This is a genomic window from Halobellus marinus (assembly GCF_032113415.1).
GTDB classification, from domain to species: domain Archaea; phylum Halobacteriota; class Halobacteria; order Halobacteriales; family Haloferacaceae; genus Haloquadratum; species Haloquadratum marinus.
Map to the genome: position 1 here is coordinate 335,880 of NZ_CP134946.1, position 25,284 is coordinate 361,163.

At 56.4% G+C, this 25,284-nt stretch carries 23 protein-coding genes and 1 pseudogene; 10 read left to right on the plus strand and 14 right to left on the minus strand.

Going from position 1 to position 25,284, the window contains the following annotated elements; all coding sequences use genetic code 11:
• Window positions 1-46: 46 nt before the first annotated feature.
• The 4 genes and pseudogenes from gpmI (at window position 47) to RJT37_RS01740 (ending at window position 4,118) form a co-directional block, all read left to right on the plus strand.
• A complete protein-coding gene (gene gpmI, locus RJT37_RS01730) occupies window positions 47-1,561 on the plus strand; it encodes a 2,3-bisphosphoglycerate-independent phosphoglycerate mutase (protein ID WP_313687264.1) in 1,515 nt (504 codons plus the stop codon).
• A gap of 355 nt (window positions 1,562-1,916) precedes the next feature.
• A pseudogene (locus RJT37_RS01735) lies at window positions 1,917-2,200 on the plus strand (MATE family efflux transporter); the annotation flags it as partial.
• A 210-nt stretch (window positions 2,201-2,410) separates the two neighbouring features.
• Window positions 2,411-2,647 (plus strand): helix-turn-helix domain-containing protein, encoded by a 237-nt coding sequence (locus RJT37_RS20475; RefSeq protein ID WP_345785376.1) that lies wholly within the window; start codon window positions 2,411-2,413, stop codon window positions 2,645-2,647.
• A 94-nt stretch (window positions 2,648-2,741) separates the two neighbouring features.
• The gene (locus tag RJT37_RS01740) at window positions 2,742-4,118 is read left to right on the plus strand and encodes a cytochrome P450 (protein WP_313687266.1); all 1,377 of its coding nucleotides are present in this window, start codon (window positions 2,742-2,744) and stop codon (window positions 4,116-4,118) included.
• Between the two features lie 154 nt (window positions 4,119-4,272).
• Here the strand turns inward: RJT37_RS01740 and RJT37_RS01745 are convergent, their stop codons facing one another.
• Entirely contained in the window at window positions 4,273-5,745 is a 1,473-nt protein-coding gene (locus RJT37_RS01745; protein ID WP_313687268.1) for an amidohydrolase family protein, read from the minus strand.
• Between the two features lie 130 nt (window positions 5,746-5,875).
• Here RJT37_RS01745 and RJT37_RS01750 point away from each other — a divergent pair, with 130 nt between their 5' ends.
• Entirely contained in the window at window positions 5,876-6,592 is a 717-nt protein-coding gene (locus tag RJT37_RS01750) for a CPBP family intramembrane glutamic endopeptidase (protein ID WP_313687269.1), read from the plus strand.
• 10 nt (window positions 6,593-6,602) lie between these two features.
• Here the strand turns inward: RJT37_RS01750 and RJT37_RS01755 are convergent, their stop codons facing one another.
• From RJT37_RS01755 to RJT37_RS01775, 5 genes are all read right to left on the minus strand, one after another.
• Window positions 6,603-7,460 (minus strand): CPBP family intramembrane glutamic endopeptidase, encoded by an 858-nt coding sequence (locus RJT37_RS01755; RefSeq protein ID WP_313687271.1) that lies wholly within the window; start codon window positions 7,458-7,460, stop codon window positions 6,603-6,605.
• Between the two features lie 255 nt (window positions 7,461-7,715).
• On the minus strand, window positions 7,716-7,910 hold the full coding sequence (locus tag RJT37_RS01760; RefSeq protein ID WP_313687273.1) for a hypothetical protein: 195 nt from the start codon (window positions 7,908-7,910) through the stop codon (window positions 7,716-7,718).
• Window positions 7,911-7,974: 64 nt separating this feature from the next.
• A complete protein-coding gene (locus RJT37_RS01765) occupies window positions 7,975-8,187 on the minus strand; it encodes a hypothetical protein (protein WP_313687275.1) in 213 nt (70 codons plus the stop codon).
• A 753-nt stretch (window positions 8,188-8,940) separates the two neighbouring features.
• Complete coding sequence (locus RJT37_RS01770; protein ID WP_313687277.1) at window positions 8,941-9,279, minus strand: DUF7521 family protein; 339 nt, start codon at window positions 9,277-9,279, stop codon at window positions 8,941-8,943.
• Window positions 9,280-9,281: 2 nt separating this feature from the next.
• Window positions 9,282-9,629, minus strand: coding sequence for a winged helix-turn-helix domain-containing protein (locus RJT37_RS01775; RefSeq protein ID WP_313687278.1), 348 nt, complete (start codon window positions 9,627-9,629; stop codon window positions 9,282-9,284).
• 260 nt (window positions 9,630-9,889) lie between these two features.
• Here RJT37_RS01775 and RJT37_RS01780 point away from each other — a divergent pair, with 260 nt between their 5' ends.
• Both RJT37_RS01780 and RJT37_RS01785 read left to right on the plus strand, forming a co-directional pair.
• Window positions 9,890-10,156 carry a hypothetical protein gene (locus RJT37_RS01780; protein ID WP_313687280.1) on the plus strand — a complete coding sequence of 89 codons (267 nt, stop codon included), beginning with the start codon at window positions 9,890-9,892 and terminating at the stop codon, window positions 10,154-10,156.
• Between the two features lie 160 nt (window positions 10,157-10,316).
• Window positions 10,317-11,768 (plus strand): amidohydrolase family protein, encoded by a 1,452-nt coding sequence (locus RJT37_RS01785; protein WP_313687282.1) that lies wholly within the window; start codon window positions 10,317-10,319, stop codon window positions 11,766-11,768.
• Window positions 11,769-13,323: 1,555 nt separating this feature from the next.
• Here the strand turns inward: RJT37_RS01785 and RJT37_RS01790 are convergent.
• The 5 genes from RJT37_RS01790 to RJT37_RS01810 form a co-directional block, all read right to left on the minus strand.
• The gene (locus tag RJT37_RS01790; RefSeq protein ID WP_313687284.1) at window positions 13,324-13,680 is read right to left on the minus strand and encodes a response regulator; all 357 of its coding nucleotides are present in this window, start codon (window positions 13,678-13,680) and stop codon (window positions 13,324-13,326) included.
• Between the two features lie 88 nt (window positions 13,681-13,768).
• The gene (locus tag RJT37_RS01795; RefSeq protein ID WP_313687286.1) at window positions 13,769-14,752 is read right to left on the minus strand and encodes a PKD domain-containing protein; all 984 of its coding nucleotides are present in this window, start codon (window positions 14,750-14,752) and stop codon (window positions 13,769-13,771) included.
• Window positions 14,753-16,061: 1,309 nt separating this feature from the next.
• Window positions 16,062-17,336 (minus strand): IS4-like element ISH8C family transposase, encoded by a 1,275-nt coding sequence (locus tag RJT37_RS01800; protein ID WP_313689887.1) that lies wholly within the window; start codon window positions 17,334-17,336, stop codon window positions 16,062-16,064.
• A 98-nt stretch (window positions 17,337-17,434) separates the two neighbouring features.
• Entirely contained in the window at window positions 17,435-18,058 is a 624-nt protein-coding gene (locus RJT37_RS01805) for a hypothetical protein (protein ID WP_313687288.1), read from the minus strand.
• 415 nt (window positions 18,059-18,473) lie between these two features.
• Entirely contained in the window at window positions 18,474-18,719 is a 246-nt protein-coding gene (locus RJT37_RS01810) for a helix-turn-helix domain-containing protein (protein ID WP_313687290.1), read from the minus strand.
• Window positions 18,720-18,893: 174 nt separating this feature from the next.
• Here RJT37_RS01810 and RJT37_RS01815 point away from each other — a divergent pair, with 174 nt between their 5' ends.
• The 3 genes from RJT37_RS01815 to RJT37_RS01825 all read left to right on the plus strand — a co-directional run bounded on the left by RJT37_RS01815 (window position 18,894) and on the right by RJT37_RS01825 (window position 23,124).
• Complete coding sequence (locus RJT37_RS01815) at window positions 18,894-19,325, plus strand: SWIM zinc finger family protein (RefSeq protein WP_313687292.1); 432 nt, start codon at window positions 18,894-18,896, stop codon at window positions 19,323-19,325.
• Window positions 19,326-19,433: 108 nt separating this feature from the next.
• On the plus strand, window positions 19,434-19,778 hold the full coding sequence (locus RJT37_RS01820) for a hypothetical protein (protein WP_313687293.1): 345 nt from the start codon (window positions 19,434-19,436) through the stop codon (window positions 19,776-19,778).
• A 67-nt stretch (window positions 19,779-19,845) separates the two neighbouring features.
• Entirely contained in the window at window positions 19,846-23,124 is a 3,279-nt protein-coding gene (locus RJT37_RS01825) for an Eco57I restriction-modification methylase domain-containing protein (RefSeq protein ID WP_345785377.1), read from the plus strand.
• 201 nt (window positions 23,125-23,325) lie between these two features.
• Here the strand turns inward: RJT37_RS01825 and RJT37_RS01830 are convergent, their stop codons facing one another.
• The 3 genes from RJT37_RS01830 to RJT37_RS01840 all read right to left on the minus strand — a co-directional run bounded on the left by RJT37_RS01830 (window position 23,326) and on the right by RJT37_RS01840 (window position 25,172).
• A complete protein-coding gene (locus tag RJT37_RS01830; protein WP_313684617.1) occupies window positions 23,326-24,141 on the minus strand; it encodes an IS5 family transposase in 816 nt (271 codons plus the stop codon).
• A 73-nt stretch (window positions 24,142-24,214) separates the two neighbouring features.
• Complete coding sequence (locus RJT37_RS01835; RefSeq protein ID WP_313687296.1) at window positions 24,215-24,424, minus strand: hypothetical protein; 210 nt, start codon at window positions 24,422-24,424, stop codon at window positions 24,215-24,217.
• 28 nt (window positions 24,425-24,452) lie between these two features.
• The gene (locus RJT37_RS01840) at window positions 24,453-25,172 is read right to left on the minus strand and encodes a hypothetical protein (protein WP_313687298.1); all 720 of its coding nucleotides are present in this window, start codon (window positions 25,170-25,172) and stop codon (window positions 24,453-24,455) included.
• Window positions 25,173-25,284: the final 112 nt, after the last annotated feature.

Here is a 25,284-nt window from a genome sequence, read left to right on the forward strand (position 1 = left end):
GGGGTGAAGCGAAGGCTATTCACCCTCGGTCGACCTTGCGACAGGTATGCAAGCAGCGCTGGTCATCCTCGACGGGTGGGGTCTCGGGGATCACGACCGACGCGACGCAGTGAAGGCGGCGTCGACGCCGAACGTCGATCGGTACGCCGAGGCCGGCGCGTACGGGACGCTCGACGTCTCCGGGCGCCGCGTCGGCCTGCCCGAGGGACAGATGGGCAACAGCGAGGTCGGCCACCTCCACATCGGCGCCGGGCGCGTGGTCAAGCAGGCGTACACCCGCATCGAGGACGCCATCGCAGACGGGAGTTTCCGGACGAACGAGGCGATAGCCTCCGTCTTCGATCACGTCGAGGAGACCGGCGGCCGCGTTCACTTTATGGGGCTCCTCAGTGACGGCGGCGTCCACTCCGAGCAGGGCCACCTCCACGCCTTGATCGAGCTCGCCGGCGACCGCGGCGTCGACGCCGTCTCGCATCCGTTCACCGACGGTCGCGACACGGACCCGTACGGCGGCGAAGAGTACCTCGAAACCCTCGAAGCGGTCGTCGAGGAGCACGGCACAGGCGACGTCGCCACCGTTTCGGGACGCTACTACGCGATGGACCGCGACGAGAACTGGGAGCGGACGAAGCGCGCCTACGACGCCATCGTCAACCGCGAAGCCGACCACAGAGCACCGACGGCCGTTGCGGCCGTCCGCGACTCCTACGACCGCGGCGATACCGACGAGTTCGTCGAACCGACGCTCGTCGACGACGCCCCCGCGCTTGCGGACGGCGACGCGGTCCTCTTCTTCAATTTCCGCCCGGACCGAGCGCGCCAGCTCGTCAGGATGCTCGCCGACATCGATCCCGAGTGGCCCGTCGAGACGTCGCCGCCGGAGACGCGGGTGGTCACGATGACCGAGTACGACGAGACGTTCGACCTCCCGGTGGCGTTCCCCCCGGAAGAGCCCAAACAGACGCTCGGCAAGGCGCTCGCGGCGGCCGGAAAGACGCAGCTCAGAATCGCCGAATCCGAGAAGTACGCCCACGTCACCTACTTTCTCAACGGCGGCCGCGAGGTCGAGTTCGATGGCGAAATCCGGTGTATCGTGGAGAGTCCGGACGTCCCCACGTACGATCTCAAACCGGAGATGAGTGCCCCCGAGGTGACACAGACCGCGATCGACCGGATCGAGGCCGACGACCCGGACGCGCTCGTACTCAACTACGCGAACCCCGATATGGTGGGCCATACCGGCGACTTCGAGGCAGCGATACAGGCCGTCGAAGCCGTCGACGATGGCGTCGGCCGGCTGGTGCCCGCTATCCAGGAGGCAGGGGGCCACGTTCTCATCACCGCCGACCACGGCAACGCCGACGATATGGGGACCGAGGAACACCCCCACACCGCGCACACGACGAATCCGGTGCCGTTGATCTACCTGACCCCCGACGGCGACGACGGCGGCCGGACGGTTCGGGACGGTGGCTCGCTTCCGGATATCGCACCGACGATGCTGGAGCTTATGGATCTCGAACAGCCCGAGACGATGACCGGCGAGTCGCTCCTGGAGTGAGTCTCGACGGTCCAAGGGGTATTCTGGGCGCGGCGGGTGAGGCCCGTCTCCGGGGCGCGGCGGGTGAGGCCCGTCTCCGGGACGGTCCGGGCGGGTGAATCCGTGATCGGCGATCGACGCGGAAACTATTTCTCCACGGTCCGTGAACCGGCTTCTGGCCTTGTTCCGACCCGGTAACGGGGTCCGTGCGGTCTGGAGACAGACGGTGTCGCTCGGGTGGCCGGTCGCCGTCCAGCAGACGCTCAACACGCTGATGCGGACGGTCGATATCCTCGTCACCGGCTTTTTTCTCCGGCGGCGGTCGCCCCCGATCGGCCTCGCAGACCTCTACTCCCGAATCCCGCTCAGAGTGGGGATGGGATTCGGCAGTGGCGCCATCGCGCTGTCCAGCCAGGAGACCGGCCGCGGATCGGACGTCACCCGGGACCGAGCCGTCACGCAGGCGCTCCTCGTCGGCCCGCTCTGCGGACTCCCGCTCGTCGTCGTCGGCCTGCTGTTCAGTCAGTTCCTGATCGACGGCCTCGGCGCCGAATCGGCGGTGGTCCGACTGGGGGGCGCTACCTGGCCATCATCTTCGCGGCCGCGCCGATGCGGATCGTCGGCTTCGTCGGCGCTCGCGCGCTGCAGGGCACCGGCGACACGCGCACGCCGATGCTGGTCAACGGGAGCGCGACGGGGCTCAACATCCTCCTGTCGGTGACGCTCGGACTCGGCGTGGCGGGTGCTCCGCGACTCGGGATCGTCGGCGTCGGGGATCCTCCGGGGGGACTGGATGGATCTGGCCGCACGGATGATCGCCGAACGGGGGAGCGACGACGGAGAGTAGTTCCGAGATGACACGGTTCTAACTTGCTGTGCCCGTACAGGAGCGCCGACGTAAACCCGGCAACAACGCTGAGCGACCGCCAACAGGAAGCGCTTCAGACAGCTGTCGAGTTAGGATACTACGACACGCCGCGAGAGGACACACACGCCGATGTCGCAGACGAGTTGGGCTGTGCGCCGAACACGGCGAGTGAACACCTCCAGAAAGGTGAAGCCAAACTCGTCAGGGGCAGACTTGCGGCGTTCACCCCGTCCTTGTGACCAACGGGCAACCCTTGATAACGCCCGTCGGAACGATCCGGTGGCAGTTGTGGGTCGGAAAAAATTCATTTGGTGACAAATCATATACATTTATATGGCAGATGGTGACACGGATACGGGTTCGGCCAGAGATACCGAGGAGTTACCACCGGGACCAGACGGGCTTCCAGTCCTCGGGAACACGCACCAATACGTGCGGCAGCCGATGGGGTTTTTCGACGAATTAGCGGAGTACGGGGATATCGTCCACTGTGAGTTTCCGCGGATCGACGCCGTCGCAGTATTCCACCCCGACTACATCGGCGAGGTCCTACTGGGACAGAGCACCTACGAGCGGTGGAACTTCGATGAACTCAAAGACCTCCTCGACTACGAGATCGCCCCGCAAGGACTCACTTTCACTCGCGGGGAAGAGTGGAAAAAGCAGCGACATTTCCTCCAGCCGATGTTCGGGCTCGACCGGTTAGCAGGGATTAGTTCGGCGATGGTCACCGCCACAGAACAGTTGATCGCAGAGTGGGACGACGGCGCGGAAATCAGTATCAACGAGGAATTTTCCCGTCTGACGCTTTCGATCTTGACGAACTCGCTGTTTGACTTCGACCTCGGAGAACGCAGACAGGTGATTACCGACGCTGCCGACGAACTCCAGGCACTTGCTGATCTGAGTGGGCTGAGCGCCGTCGAGATGCTACTGCCGTCGTGGGTTCCGACACACGGGAACCGTCGGTACTCAAAAGCGATGGACGCGTTCGACTCGACAGTCGACACGCTCATCGCGGAGCGACGGGCGAACCCGGACCAGTACGACGACCTCCTGACGATGATGCTCGAAAAGGAGGACGATCACGAGTACTCGATGAGCGACGACGAAATCCACGATCACCTGATCACATTCCTCATCGCCGGCCACGAAACGACCGCGATGGCCCTGACTTTCACGTGGCTGTTACTCGCTACTCATCCGGACGCGCAGGATCGAGTCGAGACCGAAGCCGGGACCGCACTGGATGGACCGCCAACGGCTGCGGACCTCTCTGAGTTAACGGTGACCGAGCGGGTCGCGAAGGAAGCACTACGACTGTACCCGCCGGCGGGGATGCTGTTTCGGGAGGCTGTCGAAGAGACGGAACTCGGCGGGTACCGGATCCCGGCAGGGACGAAAGTCCTGCTCCCGCAGTTCACTGTTCACACTGACGACCGGTGGTTCGACGCGCCCGAACAGTTCCGGCCCGCCCGCTTTACTCCTGAACGCAGCGACCGGCGCCCGGACTTTGCGTACTTCCCGTTCGGCGGTGGTCCACACCAGTGTATTGGAATGCACTTTGCGATGATGGAACTGAAACACATCATCCCGATCCTCGCCCGCCGTGTCGACCTCGAACTGGTGAGTTCACCGACCCCGGACGTGAATATGGAGTTGACGTTGCAACCCGCCGAGGACGTCCGAATGCGCGTGCACAAGCGCTGATAATGATTACTCTCGCCTCTTACCGTCGAGAACCGCCAACGGGGGTGGATCTCGGCGGTAAAAAGTGAGAGTAATCAGTATGAGTACGCAACGGCAGACAGCTCCGACCGAACCTCACAGTGGTTATAGAGGTAGGCGGCGGCAGTCACCAGTCTCAATCGCCGGGGGACAGTCGCGCGCGGATAGTGGGGCCGACACCACGGAGTGCCTGCCGGGCGTACCGAGCCAGCACGACAGGTGACACCCGCCGCCACAGACTGGTATCCGGTGCTGATACCCCTTCGAGTGTCGTCCCCCAGTCGGTTGTGGCGAGGAACCGGGCTAACTCACGGCGGGCCTCTGCAGTGATCGTCGCCGAGTCGACGCTTCGGACCGTCCCTTCGTGAACGAGTACCTCGCCATCGACAATAACGGTCTCGACATCACCGGCAGTGACAGTGTTGACGATCGACGCCGGGAGGTTGTACAACGGCTGGTGGGTCGCCGTCTCGACATCAAGTAAGATGAGGTCGGCGCGCTTCCCGACTTCGAGACTCCCGATCCGATCGTCGAGTCCGAGTGCGGTCGCGCCGTCGATGGTGAGCATCCGCAGCAGATCACGTGAGTGATACTGGTGGGCGCCGTACTCGTAGTTGGCGAGCAGGCGCGCCCGACTCGCTTCCCGGAACAGGTCCCAGGTGCCGAACCACCCCGGATCGTCGAGGCCGAGGCCGATCGACACGTCGGCGTCGCGTAAGGCACCGACCGGATACCAGTCCCGTTTGTCGGCACGGAAGTAACTGAAGATGCTCGCACAATGGGCGACGCTTGCGCCAGCGTCAGCGATGCGTGCCACGTCCTCGGTGTCAGCGTGGGTACAGTGTGCCAGGACCGTTCGCTCGTCGAGGAGTTCCAGTTCTGCGAGCATATCGAGTCGATCCTGACCTCGGGTCCCCCGGGCGACGACGTCGCCGTACGGAACGTTGAACGCGTGGGTGTGGAGACAAAGATCGGGGTACTGGTCTCTGAGCTCGGCAGTCGCCTCCCACGCCTCCCGTGAGCACGCTCCGGTCCCGTCGGGCGCGAGACTCGCTTGGACGCGCCCGTCGAAGCTCCCGTGGTATGCCGCGATGAACTCTTCGATGTCCTGGACCTGCTCGGAGACGGTCGCGGGCATCACCAAGTCGCTGAAATCCAGGCCGATCACGGCCCGAAGACCGGTTTCGCCGATCGCTTCCGCGCCGAGAGCCGGGTACGCGTCCATCGCGTTGACCGTCGTCACACCGTGGCACAACTGCCGCAGACACGCCAGCCGCCAACTCGCCTCGAAAAACGACTCACCGAGTGCGTCGGCGTCGTCGTGGTATAGTGCGATCGCTTCGCCGAGCGCGTCGAACGGATCGAGATCGCTGAACAAGCCACCAACGAGACAGAAGTCCGTGTGGCGGTGGGTGTCGACGAGACCCGGCATCGCCATCCGCCCGGTCCCGTCGATCGTGGTCGCCGCAGGCAGATCAGCATCGTCGAGCCGAGACGGTCGGACAGCAGTCAATTCCCCGTCGTCGACAACGAGTGTGCCGTCTTCGATGATCCGGTCGCTGCCATCGACAGTCACGATCGTTGCGCCGTGTACGACGAGATCGTGCATATCTGTCCTGCGAACATTGAATTATTGGCAGGAAAACACTTCCGTCGGCAACGATGGCACGTGTCCGCGACCATCGGACACCTGAAGGTATTTATCGAACACTCGTGTCAGCGGCTAGTCGTGAACGCAGATGGTGATAGAAGCTCTCCCAGAGGACGACCTCCGGCACACTGCCGCGTCCCTCGACGATCGCCTCCTCTTCGGGATTCTCGCTGCGGCACTCCCGGTTCCAGCAGCCATCGCGCTCGGCATCGGGTACCAGACTATCGTCACTGGTGGCGAGTACGGTGTCGTCGGAAAGAACATCACCTACGGCGTATCCTCACTCCTTGTCGTCGGTCTCGTATACGTCGCACTGGGACAGCCAGAGCGGAACGCAGTGTTCCGATTCACCCGTCCGAGTAAGAGCGAGCTGACGTGGGCATTCCTCGGCTTCCCGATCGGTACAGCGCTCTACGTCGGTGTCTCGGCTGCGACACGTGCGGCTGGGCTCACGATCGGCGGCTACGAATACACACTGACCGACCCCGTGACCGTCGCCGCAGTTATATTCGGAGCGGTGCTCGTCACGCCGTTCGCCGAGGAATTGTTGTTTCGAGGGTTGGTACTTGGGAGCGTTCTCAGCCGCGGTGCGCACCCGATCGTGGCCGGCGGGGCGTCGATTCTCGCGTTCGGCCTGATTCACGTGGCCTTACTGGGAGTCGCTGGCGTGATCGTGACCTGTTGTTGGGCAGTCGTGCTAACTGTGCTCCGGCTCCGGTACGACAATCTCACGGGCGCGTGGCTCGTGCATCAAATAAACAATCTGTGGGCGTATCTCGGCGTCGTTGCCCTCGGCCTTAGCTAGCTTCAGCTGTCTACGAGGACCCGAACTGTCTCACTGTGGTACCTACTGAGTTTCCAATTGCTTCGTGCCCGTATCGAAACATTAGCACAAGGGCGACCAGCCATACAGCGGTGACCAAGATCGGATACGGAGATACGGCAGCCGTCGAGCTTTCACTGACGAACGCCACTCCGACGCTCGGGGCCGCGTTGATGCCGCCGTGGAACAGCATCGCCACCAAGACATTGCCGTCCGTGCGGTTGTACAGCCACGTCAGGATGATCGAAACACCCACGACAAGCAGCGTGTACAGTGCAAACGACCCGGTGTACCCTGGAATTTCGAACACGAACGCGGGCACGTGCCATCCCGCCCAGACAACCCCGATGATGACGCTCGCAGTCAGGGCGTCGTAACGATTTTGCAGCCGCGGGAGCGCGAATCCGCGCCATCCGAACTCTTCTTGCCCACCGCCCAGCACCGACAAAATCACTACCAAGACCGGATACATCGCTACCGCGCGAGAAAGTCGATCAGTACTCAGTTCTCCCAAGCCGATCACAAGCCCAATCCCGAGGACGACCGCCAGCCCGAGTGGCAACCCCAGAGCAACCCCGTACCACCGCTTCGAGATCTGCGGGTCCACCCCATCGGCAACCCACGTCCGAACCGACTTTCCCTGACTCCGCAGCACGGCCACTGCCGCAAGGGCAGGGCCGAACGCGCCCGGGATCATAACGACACTCGTTGCAGAGGGGAACGCCACGAACAGCGGGATCCAGAGTCCCCACGAGATCGTCACTGCCAACGTGAAGAACGCTGCGATCGGGTGTGAATTGAGAATTGATGCGACACGCCACGGACGGTGTGTTCCTGAGTGATCCGTCATTACACCCTGAGGTTGGAACAGGATCTGAAAAACACCTCCAGCAGAACTTCACTCAGTGAAGAGGTGTCATAGAAGGTTTCCTACACCAAACAGGAATCCTTCAGTACAGTCTGCAACTAGGGTTCCCCTACAGTGTCTACTCACACCTCTTGGCGTACCACTTGTGAATCAATGAGCTACACCAATCTTTAGCAGGATGGATTCACTATATTGTCATAGATTAATAGACGTTCAAACCGTTTTCTTGGAATTGAGTCACGATGGTTGATCGTCTTCAGGATCGGGGATGAGAAACCAGATGATGCCAACAATTCCAATAAACAGTCCTCCGTACATCAAGAGGCCGCCGTATACTGGCCCAAATGTCATCATAATAGCGCCACTGAATATCAGGCATAACGCGAGAAACTCGTCGCCGTAGGAGTCAATCAGGTCCTCAACAAAATCCATATCGTGAGCGTGCCGGAGACTTCTTCACTTGATTCGGGTATTCTATTGGGCGAGATACATAGCGCTAATCAATGTAACCCATATCGCGTAGCTCCTCCCGTAATTCGTCGTCAAGGTCAGTATCCTCAAGTGATTCCACTAAATTATCGTGGTGATATTGGACGACGTCAACCAGTTGGCTGGCAGTTCGGAGCTTGTAGTGTACTTCACTATTCTCCGTTTCTTCGATTGTACTCTCTACAAGCTGCTTGATTGTATCGAGGGGGGAATTAGCCATATGTATTGATTTAGTATTAATCGCAAAATATTATTCGATATACATTTCACCAGCTAAATATGACTTAATTACTGAGTAGGGCGGTGCTACAGAAGAATTACCACACCCAAACAGGTATTGATCAGTTCAGCCCACCTTTTTACTGCGTTGGGTCGCGCTGCGCGCGACCACTCTCCACGGGCGGCCCGCAAGTCGCCCGTGGGGAAGCGAGACGGCGAAGCCGTCTCGTCCTCCTTGCAAAATTTCGCTGAGCGGAGCGAAGCGAGGTTCGTGAGACGCAAGCGTCTCACGGTGGTCAAAAACGGACCGCTCACTCGGCCTTCGGCCTCGCTCGCGGACGCTCTCCCCAGGACGTCTACCGTACGATATAGTAGCGTTTGCAACTGATTGCACATCCGATCGCACGACTGCGTGCGATCGTGTGAGTGAAGACTTGCAAACGCTACTATAGCATCCGCGAGCCAACGTCGCGAGCGAGCGGTTCGCCGACGGCGACCGCCGGGAGCCGTCGGGTTTTTTTGGTGCAGATTTTTTGCGCGAGTGGTCGGCGAAGCCGACCCGAGCGGAAAAAAGGTGCGCAGGCAGATTCTCACGGCTTATTCAGCTATAGGATCGTGAAATAAACAGCGTGACAACCCTTCTATGACACCCCTGAGTGAAGCGAAGTTATTCCCCACCATCGAAAGCGGGGTTTCTCATATCCGAGGGGAAATCGGAATCAAGAGTCTGGCACGCTCGCTGAGGAAGTAACACCTACAACCGGAGTCCATAGATGATACACAGCAGCCCGGCGACCTCGAAAGTCTGGCTGGTAACCTGCACGGCGACGCGCCCACCTGTGATGGGGAGGGCTAGATACACAACTGTGAGAACCAGCGGCACGCCGAGTGCGAGGGCGAACCCGACCGCGACGAACAGCATCGGCCGGCTCTGATTGCGGCGATACCCACGATAGGCGAGATACGCGATGACCACACCAAGTGCCGCTCCGAACAGTTCGTACGCCAACAGCCCCATCCGGAGGCTCTCCGACAGTTGGGTACCGGCTTGGAGCATAACTTCCCCGAGACTACTAGCTGGTTCCTGAAGCATAGTCACATCTCTTCGATGAGCCGGGTGAAGCGGTCGGCCATCCGCTCTCGGTGAGTGATCTGCATCGATAGCGTCCCTTCGTCCAGCTCGATCCTGATACGGTCGAGGTTCGGTGCATACACCTGTCGGTGGTGACCGCTGTCGGGGTCCGGACGGGTCTGTTCGACGACGAAGTCGGTGTCTCGAAGCCGTTCGAGACGGCGGTAGATCGTCGGTCCCGATGCGTCACAGTGATCTTTCAGTGCTCTTGCTGACATCGGTTCCTGACTCGTTTTGGTGAGGATTTCTCGCACTGTCTGGTCTTCGAGCAGACCGGCGACAGTCTCGATGTCCGGGGGATCCCCACTCATCAGGATACATATCATCGAAGGAAAATAAAGAGGTGGCGACCGCTTCAGGACCTGAAGACCTGCTCGCACGCCTTTTGCGATACAGATCGAACGGCTAAGTACCGATGCAACCTCCAGCGGTACTCCACAACTCACGGCTCGCATCGCTATGCAACCAGCTCGCCGGTGGTGACGACGGCAGTGGTTTTCCACGTATGCTTGCCGCGGGCGGTTTCGGTCTAAGCCTGTTGAGCGCGGTCGCAAGTATCATTGCTCACGGTATGCTTCCGGACCGGATACGGATCCATTGGACGCTCGGAATGGGACCGTACTACGGCCCGGAATTCGCCCCCGCGTGGCTCGTTTTGATTCTGTTCCCGGTGCTCGTAGCCGGGACGGCGGTTCTCGCGTCCGTGATTGATGCGCTGTTCCGAAACACTGGGGCATTCACTGAGATTCGCCCGGTCTACCTCGTTAGTGTGCTGGGGACGCTCGCTGTGCTGTTTAGCTGCCAGGTAGGGCTCATACTCGCCAACCTATACGCCTAACACGGTAGCTAGGAAGTCAAGATCCGCAATGCGGATCCCATAATTCCGGTTCTATGCAACTGTCCGTTGTGATTCCAACCTTAGCGCAAAACGGTGAATGGGCCTCCAACAGAATGACTCTCGAAATCGTTTTTCACGTCCGAGTAATGTGACACAATTGATGACTGATCTCCTGGTTCACGATGCGACTGTAGTGACGGTGAATCGAGAGAACCAGATCCTGCGAAACGGTACCATTCGAGTGACGGACGGACGCATTACGTCGGTTGAGTCAACCGAATCCGGAGATCGAACCGCGACGGCGGATCGCGTAATCGACGCCAGCGGGAAGATCGTTATTCCCGGCCTCATCGACGCGCATCGACATACCGATTTTACGCTCGTTCAGGGGCTCTTCAGCGAACTAGACGGGACTGAGTTACTCAAGGAGGCCCTCGCGTTGTACCATACTGCTGAGTCGGCACTGGGAGATTCATTCTTTGAAGCCGCGTGGGACCTCGCCTGTCTACGCCAACTCACGCACGGCGTCACGACGGTTAATGCGATGGACTTCACGCCGGAACTCGGTGCGGAAGCGATCGCCGAAGCCGGGTTACGCGGCGTGATCGGACCGGAACTTGCGGATCTACTCAATCCTGCATCGGCGGACGAACAACTCCAAGCCGCTCGTCGATTCGTGGACTCGTATCACGATACCTACGATGGCCGCGTCACGGCGAGTATCGCCCCGGGCGGTGAGGTCGGGTGTTCACGGACCCTCTGGGAGGGTGTCGCAGCACTGCGTGCCGACTATCCTGAGTTGCGACTCCACACGCACCTTTACGATTCTGCCGCGGCAGACACGATGGCGGCTGGAAACGGTGCCGACGACCCGCTCGACCTACTCGATCAGTACGGACTGCTTGATGAACGAACGTTACTCACGCATTTACTCCACGCTGATCGGGATGATGCGCGGCGAATCGCCGAGGCTGGCGCGCACGTGCTTCACTGCCCGACAGTGTACAGCTACTTCCAAGCGGGAGAGCAGGCGTGGTTCCCTCTGCCTGCTCTCCAAGAGTTCGGCGCGAACGTTGTTATCGGGTTAGATGATCCGTTCTGGTTCGACTCCTGGGATCTGATACAGGAAGCCAAACACGCACGGCTCCTGTCGAATTTCGAGTACGGTGCTCAACAATGGTCCTCGTACGACCTTCTCAAAATGCTTACAATCGATGCTGCACGCGCGCTCGGATTAGACGACCAAGTTGGGAGTCTCGAACCTGGGAAACGGGCCGACTTCGTCGTTATCGATGTCGACACGCCGCGTCACCAGCCGTACAGTAATCTCCCATCAGTGCTGATGAACTCAGTGACTGCGGGCGACATCGAGACGGTCGTCGTCGACGGCGAAGTCCTGATGAGAGACAAGTCGGTCGGGGCACTGGATGTCGAGCGCGTACACGCGGCGGCAACTCGGGAACGGGAACGCCTCCAAACGCACACCGGATGGGTAACATCTCTCGCCGGCAGCACAACGCCGGAAAAATCCATACTTCGGCGCATCTCTGCGCGACCCTTACTCCGAGCCGTGAATCAGTACAGCCACGGCGTTATTCACCGATATTTCTGATTTGCAGGGCAGTGCGCGTCTCTTCACCGGCTGTTCGAGGGGCGCTCCGGTTCCTGATGAGTCGAATCGGTAAATCGGACGACCACTTCTTCAGATGTGACGACATACACGGTCATTTCCAACCTCGCCGAGACCGTCACGATGCCGTGATCTGCGAAAAATGTGCGAGGGGAGGGATTTGAACCGAAACCGGACGTGCTCGCTTCGCGCTGCGCGCGCCCGGCAGGGCTCAAATCCTTCGTATCGACGACAGCGCTCGCTGTCGTTCACGGTTCAGATGCGAGGGGAGGGATTTGAACCTGAACCAGACGTGCTCGCTCGTGCATCGCTGCGCGCGACTAGTAGGGTTCAAATCCCTCGTCAGATACACGGCTCTCACTGTCGTTCGAGCACGAGATGCGAGGGGAGGGATTTGAACCCACGGACTCCTACGAGAGCGGATCTTGAGTCCGCCGGGAGGGGTCAGATTCTAAACCTGCTTTTTAGGCCTTGAAACGTCCAAATTCTCCCACGATTGTATACCGTGGAACCAGTGTACCTCTAAATCGGCCCTTGGCTGTAATAAGCTTTTCTCCAAGACGGAACAGGTCCACTCCACGAAATGGCCCTTCTAAGGGTATTTGAGGGATCATTTCTGTCTCTCTACTGTGAATTTATATTCAGTCTTCAGTGTCACCATCTCCATTGACGAGGTGGTCTTTCCGAGGCGACACTAACGAGATCACCCTTCAGCAGCCAATGTGCTCGGTCGAAAAGGCGGCCGCGATGCAATGCACACTCACCGAACTCGGACCAAATACCTGTAACCAAACCTCGCGCGTCTGAGGGGATTCTGACGGCAAACGGAGGTACGATCAAAACCATTCAGAACCAGTCGAAGACGCAGCACGGCTCAATCTGGTGGGACAGGGGCGACTTAGACGCCTATTCGCGGATTGTCTGTGTACGCTTTGTGCGCTCAGTCGAAAAGCGGACTTCAGCAACAATCCCTGCCCACGGCTTTTCGTCTCTACCAGTAGCCTCCTATCCCTCCGATAGCGCAACAGAGGTGGTAGTCGAAGGGCGGCACAAAGCCTATACTTCAGGTTGCAAAATCCGGGATTATGTTGAACGCAGAATTCGAGGTGTGTACCGATTGTGGAAACCTCCATATGGAAGGCGGGGCCGCACCCGATCACGTAGAAGAATGTGCAGTCTGTGGAGGCCGTGTTACCGATGTTGAACTCGACGACCTCGTTGGATTGTAGTTGTCAAAACACGTTCTGATCGAGTCGTCGTCCGATCGAGGTTCAAAATTTCGGAACGTGAACCTCGTGCGTCTGAGGGGATTCTGACGGCGTTTTTCAACCACGATCAAATGCCCTCGGTCACTCTGAAAAACTCGTCCTGAGTCAATCTGAGAGGTAGGGGTGGATTCAGGAGGCAATTGCAGATCGTCTATAGGGTGTCATAGAACCCTTGTCACGGTGATTATTTCAAGCAGTAAGTGGGAGAATCGGTCAGTAAAACAAGCGTGCATACTGAGCAGCGAGAGGGAGAAGTTTGTCTGCACCACTCATTCAATCACAGATTCGATTGAGTCCATCAGATCTTGCTTCGTATAGGGTTTAATCAGGTAGTCGTCAGCACCTTTCTCAATTGCTTTTTCAATTGACTGCTCGGATGCGTACGCAGTGCTGACAATGATTTTAATATCTGAATTGATACGCTTGATCTGCTTCATTGCTTGAAACCCGTCTTTCACGGGCATATTGAGATCCAAAATAGCGATGTCGGGATTGTAGACACTCGCAAACCAAACTGCTTCGTCTCCATCTTTGGCGCATTTGATAGACGCGTCATACTTTTTTACAAAATACTGTATCAAATTCTGCTGTGACGGTATATCCTCAGCGAGGACGATATCAACCACTGTCACTTAACAAATAGTAATCCTTGCCAAATCATAAGAGAATAGTATATTTCATAAACAGTTGGCAGCGATTCACTCGGTTTTTGACTTAGTTGACTGTTTTCGTCACAGATGCGGAAGCCCCGTCGTTGTCAGTCACGGTTAACGTCACCTCAGTTCCTGGTGAGACCTTCGCACTAATCGTTTGGCCTGTCTGATCAACAGTCCCGTTGGCACCAATATCCCATTCGTAGCTGTTGATTGATCCGTCGGGATCAGACGAAGATGATGCATCAAGATCGACATTCGACGAGTTTCCTTTCCGGCTGCTGGTGAAGGCTGCCGTTGGCGGTTGGTTCGATGGCGGTGTGCTCGTGGCTGTCCCCGTTGTCGTGGGGGTGTCTGTGGGCGTAGAGGTAGGGGTCGGAGTAGAGGCGAAGTCACACGAGCCGATACACAGATCCAGAGTTGTGGAACTCCCGTCGGAGAACCCCACGCTGATTCTCACGTCTTCGCCACTCATCGCCCCGTTTTTGTTCTGTCCGTCTCTGAATCTATCGAACTCAAATGTAATCGCGTTATTCGCACCGGGCGCTAGATCTACAGTCGTCGTGAGCGGCTGTCTACTTCCACCGACTGTGATGACATTGTTCACGATGGAGTTGCCGGTAGTAACGTTCTCAAAGATCGGATCGTTGTTCTTGCCGCCGACTTTCACGACGTTGTTGTTGGTCGTCTGAACAACACCGATTTCAGTCAGCGTAACGGTGACGCTGCCCGTGTTTTCGAGCTCAAATTCGAACTTCCCGCTGTTTCCACTAGCGGTGACAGTCGGCTTGATCTCTTTGACCGCTGAAGACGCAGGGATCACGAAATTCCGAGTCGCTTGAAACGAGAAATCGTCGCCTGTCGCTGTTATGTCGATGTCGGCGTCAGATCCTGCATTGCCACCGTCTTGGATGGCCACGTTAACCGATACCCCAACACCGATTCCAAACGTGACTGGAACGAGCTCATAGCTTCCGGTCTCTCCAACGTCGAATTCGACATCCTCGCTCGAATCCAGGATAGTAGTGACTGATGAGGTAGTCATATTCGTGAACGTCGTGACAGTTGCTGTATCAGCATACCCTTCAATCCCGAGTATAGCACTGGCATCATCGGTAGCCGACGCATCAACAAGCCGATCAGCAGTAGCGTTGCTGAATGCGCCTGTTCCGATGAGTGTTCCCCCGGAAGCCGTCGCTCCAAGAAGAAGTAAAATATTCCTTCGAGTAAGCAAGCCTGAGCGCTTAGATCTACGTCTTCGTCTCATCTGTTTTACTTAAACCATTCTTTGTCGCTATCGGGGTGACAGATCTTTTCAGAGATTCCCTTCTCGCTGATAACTTGTTTCGCGTCGGTTAAATATTCTAGTGTGACCGGTCTCGACACGTGTGACCAACTGTCTCATAAGTAGTGTGCAATAAGTACGCTATAATTGACTACACTGATAGGTCGATTACTGAGTACCCCGAAAATATGCTTGAGCAATCCGACAGGCGTGTTGCTCAGTCCTTCGTCTGCACTGAGCGATTCCTGTGTAGGTGTGGTAAGACTCACTATGAAACCCTCTATGCTACCTGTTTTGTATTTCTCGTTCAGGCAAAAATTGAGAGGGATCTCACCTTGGAAGTTTGATGCGTGCTGAGAGCCATACTCTCCCCCAAAACGAATCAGATCGGTCTTTTTCAAGACGCTTGGTAAATCGAAAAGGCGGTCCGACAAGATCACAACACGACCAAGATCCCAACACGACCACAATCACTTAATGGCCCACCGACCTTGGCCGCAATTCCTGAGGAGTCTCACATAGCTATGTGGGAATAACAGTGATTGAGCGCTTTCAATTTCTGTTCTCATCAATCTTCAACTGGTTTGTACTATCTCATTCCCTTCACTAAAGGGAATAGAATGGGGTTTATATACCCGATCTACAAGCCCCGATCAACAGGGAGGATTCGACACTATACTGGCGGTATCAGAATCAACCAAGATCCAAGTCTCCCTCAAACGAGAGGAATCCCATCTTCCCACATCTCCTTGTAAATCGAAAAGGCCGCCCGACAAGATCACAGCACGGCCACAATCATAGAGGGTAAAAGTCCTTGTACGAAATTGGCCGGTCTTCATCTCGGGATGTACAAAAGGCAATTGTTGCTATATTTCGGGGCAGTCGAGCCCGTCGAAGCCCTATTTCTATGCCTATCTGAATCGTTTATCTCATCTCAACCCCTTCACTAAAGGGAATGGAATGGGGTTTATATACCCGATCCAATCTTTCCCAACTCTTCATCGTCAGCAAAGGGATCTGCGACACTGTACATTGACTCAATAGGCCCGTACTTGCCATTCGTCTTTAGCTAAGACTCACACCTCGGTTGTGTAGCGGTAGCGAGCGTCTCCTGTAAGATCGGTCGTTGTTGGTGGATCTTCTGAGCATCCTCGATCAGCCGCTCCAGCAACGGCGGTGGCGAGTAGCCAAGGTACTCTCCGAGTTCGTGGAGGATGAGCTGGGCGTGCGACCGGAAGGTCGCCGCCCAGCGTTCCGGCGGAAACACGATCTCGTCGTCGGCCTGCTCGGTGACCAGATCCAACAGCTCACGACTCACCAGCAGTGACAGCAACGCCGCATACAGCAGAATTTTCACCACATCCGGGTCGCTTGTGTCGAACTCGTCCAACTCGTACTGCGTCTTCAGTTCACGAAACAGCGTTTCTACCTCCCACCGACACCGATACAACGTTGCTAAATCCGCCGGGAAAAACTCCTCTCTCGGCAGATTCGTGATGTACAGGTGGTAGTCGTCGGCGTCCTCGTCGCGGACGCCGACGACGCGGAATCGCTTCGTATCCAGCGAGCGCGTTCCCTCGTACTGGCCCCGCTTGAACTCCGCTTCGACCTCTACGTCGATGTACTTCCGCGAGAGATCATCGACCACATCGTGGATCTGCTTACCCTCCAAGGGAATGGCGCGCCCGCGCCATTCCCGCAATTCCTCCGTTATCAGCGGATTCGCGTTCTCTTTCAGCCGACTCACGAAGTAGCCGTCGTTCTCATCGATCAACGCGAAGCGGCGGTACTTGAAGTACGCTCGATCGAACAGAACGAGCCGTTCTTGTAGCCACGATCCCGTCTTGAACAGCGTGCTGTCGTGCGTTTTCTCGTCCGTCACGTCGATCCGTTCAATCGTCTCATCGGTGGCGTTGTGGAGCAGGTGGAGCTTCGCTCCAGCCTGCTCCTCGTGACGGGCTTGGAACTCATCAGAAAGGAACTCGTGTAACCGCAATACCGTTCCATCGGCGATCATCACGTCCCTGAATCGGTCGATATCAGCGTCAACGGTGTCGGGAACAGCGACCTCGTCGAGACCATGCTCGACGAGGTCGCGGAGGTACTCCGCCAGCGTTGGTGTCAACCGGTGATAGAAGCCACCGGGAGAGATCGTTTCATCAGCTGTTGAGTTGTAGCAGCGTCTGAACCCGGCGAGTGTTCGGCTCTCGCCTGCGGCGAAGCCGAACACGAGCGCCCACACGAGAACGGGAATCTGAAGCTTCCCCTCACGCTCGACCACGCCGAGTTCCTCGGCGTGCTCTTCGAGGAACTCGGAGGGAAACAGTGTAGTGAGCCGACGCATAATTCTCGATGAGGAGGCGTCTTGGTACACACTTGCCGCCTCCTCATTCCTCTCGAAAAGAAGCCTCGATAAGCCGCTGCTGTCACGCGGTTTCTCTCTTAGCTAAAGACGGATGCCCGTACTTGCCAATTCGGTCCTTCAACCCACGAAATTGCCATTCCTACTCGATGGAACGCCTTATTAAGCATATTTGGACGGCAGTCAAACGCTTCAATCGTTTCCTGATACAGCCTATCATAGTTATTGCGCGCATTCGGGTGGGTTTTCCTTTCTGTTTCTTCATATAATACCCATCCGCAGACAGCTACAGCAACTTCCGACGCTCGTAGGCCAAACTCGTCAAGATCAAGTCCTGTGAAGATTCTAATTGCTTTTCCCTTCTCAAACAGCGTCAAGCCAATTCTGTCAGCGGCATTCTCAATGAGATTATAATTCAGCCAGTATGTCTCATAGTTAGTGTTGGCCCACGTTCCATTTTGAAGACCAGCGTTATGTCTGTCTATATGTTTGTAGAGATCTAACTTTGTTTCGTAGTACCAATCAGTCCGTGACAAAAAGGGAACATCCCACTTTGATTTATTCTCTTGCCAACCGATAAAGGTATGATGCTTTGTATCACAGTTGGTTAGACCACTCGCACTCACCTTTTCTCTACCATCGAGGTACTCAATTGCCTCAGAGACTGTCCAACCGCCTGATTCACCGGGTGATTTTGTTGACATAAATATACAAATAGAAGAGCATCTACCGAGTTCTCTACTCCTACAAAGTCATAATGAAACCGTCATTGAGAAAGATAGCCAGTGTGAACTAACTCACTCAATACGAATCTATGCTCGCGATAATAGGGATTAGAGCAACCGCTGGTGCTTCTCTTCACCAATTAGAGGGGCTGTGAGATAATAAACCTATCGGGAGTGTTATACGAATCCGAGTCCGATTATCGAATTTGCGATAAAGCCGGTGAAGTACGCCAATATCTCGGCGTGCAGTTCGTCTGTACCAGTGATTATTCTCACGTGAGATTAGAAATGGCGACGCCCGCGCCGCCTATACGAACTGCAGAAAATTCCAAAAAATTCTGAGCAGCTTACCTCCACTCGGACCAAGCCCGGGCTGACCGTGTCACAACCTATCTCACTCCTCCGTCTCGGGTGGATCAGGCCGCCACCAAACGACAGCCAAGCCCCCGATCTTCTTCTTCCGAATGTCGCCGCGCTCTGTCAACGCCTCAAGCTTGTTGTAAGCGGTTCTCTGCGCTACGTCAAGGGTTTCTGCTACCTCGCTCGTTGTCCGAGGTTCTGTATCCGTAAACAGCTCAAGGACGGCGTCGACAGACACAGTCTCTTGATACCTGCCCCCCTCGTCGCGTTTTCGTCCCATAACACCGGATTCGACGCACGAGATATTACCTCTTTCCCACTACGCACGTGGGAAACCGATACAGCTATATCCTATGCTTACGTAGGCGAAGGTGAGAAGAACGACTCCCTCAGGGCGGTGAAACGCCGGGTGGTGATGACACCCGGAGTCGGCTTCTCAGGGAAGAGAAAGCCAATGGGAACTATCGAAAGCAGTAGACAAAAGAGTGCTGTTGAACACCTGAATTTCGGCGTGAAAACCTCGAAGCGCGTCACGTGGGAGTCGTGGGAGTTTACGATTGAAGCTCCGCATCTCGTCCGCGTCACGAACGCGAGTTACGGGTGTGAGAAAGACGACCACAGTTACCTCGTCGGCGTCGAAGATCGTGACGGCGTCCTCGTGCCGGCTGAGTGCGAGTGTCCCGCTGATATGTACAACGAGGAGTACGACTGCAAGCACAAGGTGGCGTTGGCGACGGTCGGCGGTCGGGTGGTATTGGAGGCTGCGGCGGGCTTCTCGACTCAATCAGCAGAGAGTGATAAGTCAGCCTTGGCTGGCGAGTGTGACTGTACTACCCTGTCAGATCTCCCGTGCTGGCCCTGCTATCAGAAGGGAGTACGGGCCTGATCGATACGGCTAACCCAATAAACAGCGTACGATATTATGCCTAACACCCATCCATACGGCAAAAAATGCGAGAACCAAACTGCGAGCATTAGCGGGAGAAATTGAACAATGACAGAACTACCATCAATTGATTCTGACGACGTGAGTATCAGAGAGGTAGAATTCGGCGAGGAGCATTCACCGAATGGTTCCGATATTGAAGGAGTATACATCAGATTGGAGGTCTATCGGAACTCAGACCGCCCCGTCATTTTCACGTACCGTTTCGTTCCCTTCGAGGACAGTGTTGGAACGCGGTATAAGCCCTACTCCGTAAAACACACAGCAGGAGCAGAAATCTCTGCAACCATCAAAAACCGGGCACAATACGAGGCAGTGCGGGCAATTGCCGAACTTACAGGCACCCGCGCGACTGCCACATACATCTCGCAGGAGTATCTCGATAGTCTGTAGTCCGGTTCTCGAATAAGCCGGCGAACGGACACCATCCTTTTTACCAACTGACTGTTTCAGCAGGGGTATGTCGAATACGTCTGCGATTCTCGACGCCCTCCACGGAATCGCCTCTCGTCTTGACGGAGATATGAGCGAGAAAGACGTGGAAAACGCGTTCCTCAATGAGAATTTCTACGATCTCCTCGGCTACAAGGGAGCGGGTCACGATCTCCGGAGCGAGTGGACGCTTCCCGATAACCGACGTCCCGACTACGTCACGCTCGACAGCAACGAATCCGTCACTGCTGTCTACGAATTCAAGACCACCGGGCGAGATCTCGGCCCACACGAAGACCAACTGTTCCACTACGTAGACGAACTGAAAGCTGACTACGGCGTTCTCACTAACGGCGAGGAGATCAGGCTGTACCGGCGCGAGGGCTATTCCCGCCTGCTTTCCGTCTCTCTCGAAGATGCAACTCAGGGTGAAGCCGCCGACCTCGAAGCCGCTCTACAGAAACCCGAGTGGGACATTACCGACCCCGAGAGCGTCACATCCTTCCTTGACCGACTTGATGAAGTGGAACTTGACGGCGAACTCGGCCGGGAACACTTCTTCGAGACGTTCCGATTGGAGGAGGACAGCCCCTTCGCGGATCTCGTGACGGCGATGATGGATCTGCTCGAAGAATTACGGGATGAACAAGAAGCGAAGTTCGTGAAGGGTGCCTACGACTTTTGGGAAGCCAGCTACGCAAGCGCACCCGACGAGACGCCCGACTCGTGGGAACCGTTCATCGACGGAAAGCAGTCCCTCCGTGACTTTATGTTCTGTTTGGAGTCCGGACACGCGCTTCTCGCTCGTCTCCTCTTGGCGAAGGCAACCGATGATCACGACTTCTTCCCGACCGATAAAGGGCTTCGACGCTATTTCGATGAGCTTGGCGGATTCAGCGGAAACATCGATCTCGACGCCTACCCCGTCGCGGCCAACGGGATGATCGAGGATATGCGAAACCAGCTCGTCGAGAGTCTATTCGAGGACGACATTTTCATCTGGTGGACTGACGGCTACGGCGAGCAGACGGCAAGCCAACACGACAACCCATACACCCGCTTCCGCGACGTGGCTAAAGAGGGAAGCGAGGTAACCCGTGTCAGTCCGGCGACCCGCGAGCGTTTCAGTCGGGCTATGGCTCACGTTTCCTTCGCCGTATTGAAATTCGACTTTTCCCGAATCGAGGGCGACCCGCTCGGAGATTTGTACCAGCGATACTTCGACCCGGAGACACGGAAAGCCCTCGGGGAGTTCTACACGCCGCAGCCGGTCATTGACTACATTATGGACGGCGTCGACTACAACGTAGGAGTCTCCCAAGAGCGCCTCATTGATCCTTCCTGTGGCTCTGGTACGTTCCTCGTGGAAGCCGTCAACCGCTACCTCGAAGACGTGCGACGATACAACGACGATCCCGAGTGGTCGGAGCATCTGACGGAACTTTGTACGACTCCCCATATCGTCGGACTCGACATTCACCCGTTCGCGGTGTTGATGGCGCAGATTCGGTTTATGGTTACTATCCTTCCGGAGTACCGCGAAGCGAAACAGGAGAGAGACGATTTCACGATCCGCCGTCTTCCGATCTTCCGAACCGACTCCCTGCGGAATGAGCGTGAACTGACGGGGTTAGATCTCGGTGACGACGGGCAGACGCAAATGACGCTCGACTCGATCACGGAGGACAATCAGGACGTGAAAATCCCTGTTCCCCTTCCTATCGAGGTCGATGAGGACGAAGTGGCAGACTCCGAATTAGAAGATGGGTTCCTTGTTCAGCGGGTGCGGATGCCGAAGTACGACACGGCGAAGATGAGCGCCGGGATTCGGAACTTTGGAGAGTATTATGCGGCCTTGCAGGGCGTTTTGGACGTAGTCAAGTTCCATATGCACGAAAGCTGGTGGGAGTACGGCGGCGGCCTCGAAGAAGGAATCCACCGCTATACGACCCGCGAGTACGACGGCGTTGAGGACTTCTTTGAGCCGTACGTCAACGACATTCTCGCTACGGTTCGATACCTCCGGGAAGATCACGGCGACGGCCGGCTGTTCAAGATGTTCGAGGACAGCGTTCTCGCCCTCGTCGTCAAGAACTATATGGAGTACCAGTACGTCGTTGGGAATCCGCCATACGTCCGTATCCAAAACCTCCCTGACCAGCAGAAAGCGGTTCTCGATGAACTGTACGAGTCCACAACAGGGAACTACGACCTCTATTGTCCCTTCTACGAGCGCGGACTCGATTGGTTGGCGGAAGGGACCGGGAAGCTCGGCTACATCACGCCGAATCAGTTTATGGTGACGGACTACGGGGAGGGACTCCGTCGCGTTCTCCGTCGGGACGCCGCGCTTGATGAAGTGTACGACTTCCGCGATTCGGGCGTATTCAAAGATGCGACAAACTATCCGGCTATCGTAATCGCAGAAGACGAGCCGGATGAAAAAGCTCGGGACGACAACAAGATTCGGTGTGTTCGAGTAAAGGCGAACGTCGATGAGGACACGGGAAGAGCGTTAGATAAGGAGATCGTCGCCGCCGTCCGTGACCATCGGGGAGAACCGGGTTACTCAGACGAGTTTATCGATGTATTCGACTTCCCTCAAAACGAGCTTGGCGACGGCTATTGGTCGATGATGCCCCCGGCCGAGTTAGAGGTATTTCGGAAGCTCGAAGGTCACGCTGATGAGCAAATCGAGTCCGTTACCGATGCCGTGTTTCAGGGGATTCGGACAAGTGCCAACAAAATATACATCGTGGACGTATTGGATGCTGATCGGATCGAATCAGATGATGCCGGCGACGTTGTAAGGGTTGTTCCTACGGGCGAATCAAATCAGTACGAGATTGAGACCGACCTCCTTCGACCATTTCTACAAGGTGATGAAGTCAAACGCTGGCGAGGAGACTGGTCAGGTCTACACGTCGTCCATCCCTATTTTGCAGAGGAAGACGACGACGGGGAGCTTAATGCGGGACTCTACTCGGGCGATTATCTTCGTGAAAATTTGCCTAAGACGTGGGAGTTCTTCACCGATCACAGAAAGGCGCTTGAGGGTAGAGAAGGTGGTCGAATGGAAGGAAGGGATGATTGGTACGGCTACATCTATCCCAAGAATCTCGGCAAGTTCGAGAACCCGAAGATAATTCAGGCGCACATCTCAGAAGATGCTACCTTTATGATAGATGAGCCGGGGACGTGGTACTTCACAACTGCTTATGGAGTCCTGCTGACTGAGAAATTCCGCGAACAAACACAAGAAATTGCTTGCCAACTGAATTCAAAGGCTCTTGACTTGCCTTGTTGAACGCAAGACAGCGACGGGGTAGGGTCGATTGTTTGTAGTCTCACGCTGTCAGAGGTGCGTTCTTACAGTCAGAAGATACAGCGGCTGTTACTGACAGCGGTTGCCGAAGGGTCAAAACTATGGTATCTTGCTTCGTTGTTTCGGTGACGACGGCGATGCCTCTCCCGGATACGTCCGGAGAAGGGGAGCAGGCGGCGAGCCCTAACTCGCCGCCTGCGTTAGGTTATGGACGATGCACTTCCGAGTCAGCTCCCGGAACTGGCCGTGCCAGCTCCGGGAGCGGAGCTTCTCGCCGTCGTCTTCTTTCAACTGCGAGAAGCCCGTCTCACTCATCCAGCGTTGGTTGTAATCCTCGGTCATTCGGGCGTTGTGGGCCTTCTGCAACGGTGTTTGTTCCCTGTGCTTGATCAGTGGTCGCGTTGAGTTCGAGCGACACTCCTCACGGAGTTCGCCCCACGAGTAGTTCGCGTCAGCAGACAATACACGCAGGTCTTCCGCGTTCCGGCGGAAGACCTGCATCCCGATGTGGCCGTCCCACGCCTTCTGTGTCGTGAAATGAACGTCTTTGATCGCTAGCGAGTTCACGTCGATCAAGATGGTTGTCTTCATCGACTGGAACGAGTAGTTCGCACGGTCACGGTAGTGATAGCTGGTCTGATCACGCTGGAAGCCACTTGCATCGATTGCGGCTTCACCACTCCAGCCCGCCTGCTCCGCCGAAGCGCGGAGCAGGCGGCGGAGTTCACGCATCCGATACTCGTCTTCCCACCGGCAGAACGAACTGTAGTGTGGTGCCTCGTTGAGATCAAATACGGCGAGGATACCGGGCATCTCGTTGAGGTAGTCTTCAGTCTCACGAAGACTCTTCTCCAACTCAACGCGGAACAAAATCAACGCAATCTGTGTCCACTTGGCGTACCCGTCCGCGCCGTTCGGCGCGGCGGGTACGTCAGGGTCATCTACGTGCTGTTTGGCAAGATCTCGACACATCCGAGCGAGCCGTCTGAGCGATCCCATATCGCCAGACGGCGTCCAATTCCCGGTTAGCTTGACGGTATTTTCCTGTGAGAGCGTCTGAAACTACAGTCAGCTAGCGGCAAAACAAGGCATTTTCAGACCTGACCTCAGCCAGTTTGTCCGTTCGAAAGTCCTCAAGTGCATCTGCTAGTGGTCGGCTCTTCAGAGACAGTTCAGGAAATGACTCCTCGAACTCTTCAACCACTGCCGAGGCTACCTTCTCTACGAGTTCCTCAGATGGGTCTCCAGAAAGGATTTGTTTCAAAACTTCTGCATCGCTCACCTGATCAGACATCTGAACGCTGTGTAGATTATGCGCCTTGGCTCCCAGACCAGCTGTAATCGGTCACCTGACTGTTGAAATCCACCGGTCCTGGGCTCACGTATGCGTCTTCCGGCAGGACCTTTCGGATACGTTCTCGGAAAAACGTGCGTCGGAACTGTCGTCGCCGCTCATCAGTCAAGTAGTAGTCCCTGACTGCCTCGGCGTCTATGCTGCCTTGCTCTTGAGCAAGTCGTTCTGCCATCTCAAGGACGGCTGTCTCCGCATCAGCCAGTGTATTATAGTAGAACGACCGGCCGTTTCTGGGGGATGCAGGACTCCCATCGATTGTTACGTCTGCTTTGCGACACAGGTCTTTGAAACGTCGACGCATCTGTCTTTCCGACAGCGCTGAACAGTCGAAGTCGTCGCTCGGATACAGACATCCGTTCCAGTCTGGTTGGCGAGCTCGTTTATCCAGAAGAGTGCCCAGCTTATCCAACCCGAACAGCAGGCTCACTTCCCCTAAACCGTTTTTTCGATCCCGGTCCTCAAACTGTATTTTCGGCTCCTCGGAATCGAGATCAATCTGGCGAACGTGAGTGGGTGCAAGCTCCTGGGTCCGGACGCCCCATACACAGTACCCAATTACGAGTACGTATTCTTCATAAGTGTCTGCAGCTATCCACAACCGCCTTACCTGACCGTCTTCTAACGGTTCAGGGTCACCACTCCAATCCCATCTGAACTCGTCTTCAAGTCCAGCCATCGGATCGTACTCGATCCGATTTGGTCGTGCAAGCCACTCGAAGAACCGATGTGTATCACGGAGATACCGATATGCTGACTCGTGTGAACTTAGATCAGCCCTGAGATCTTTT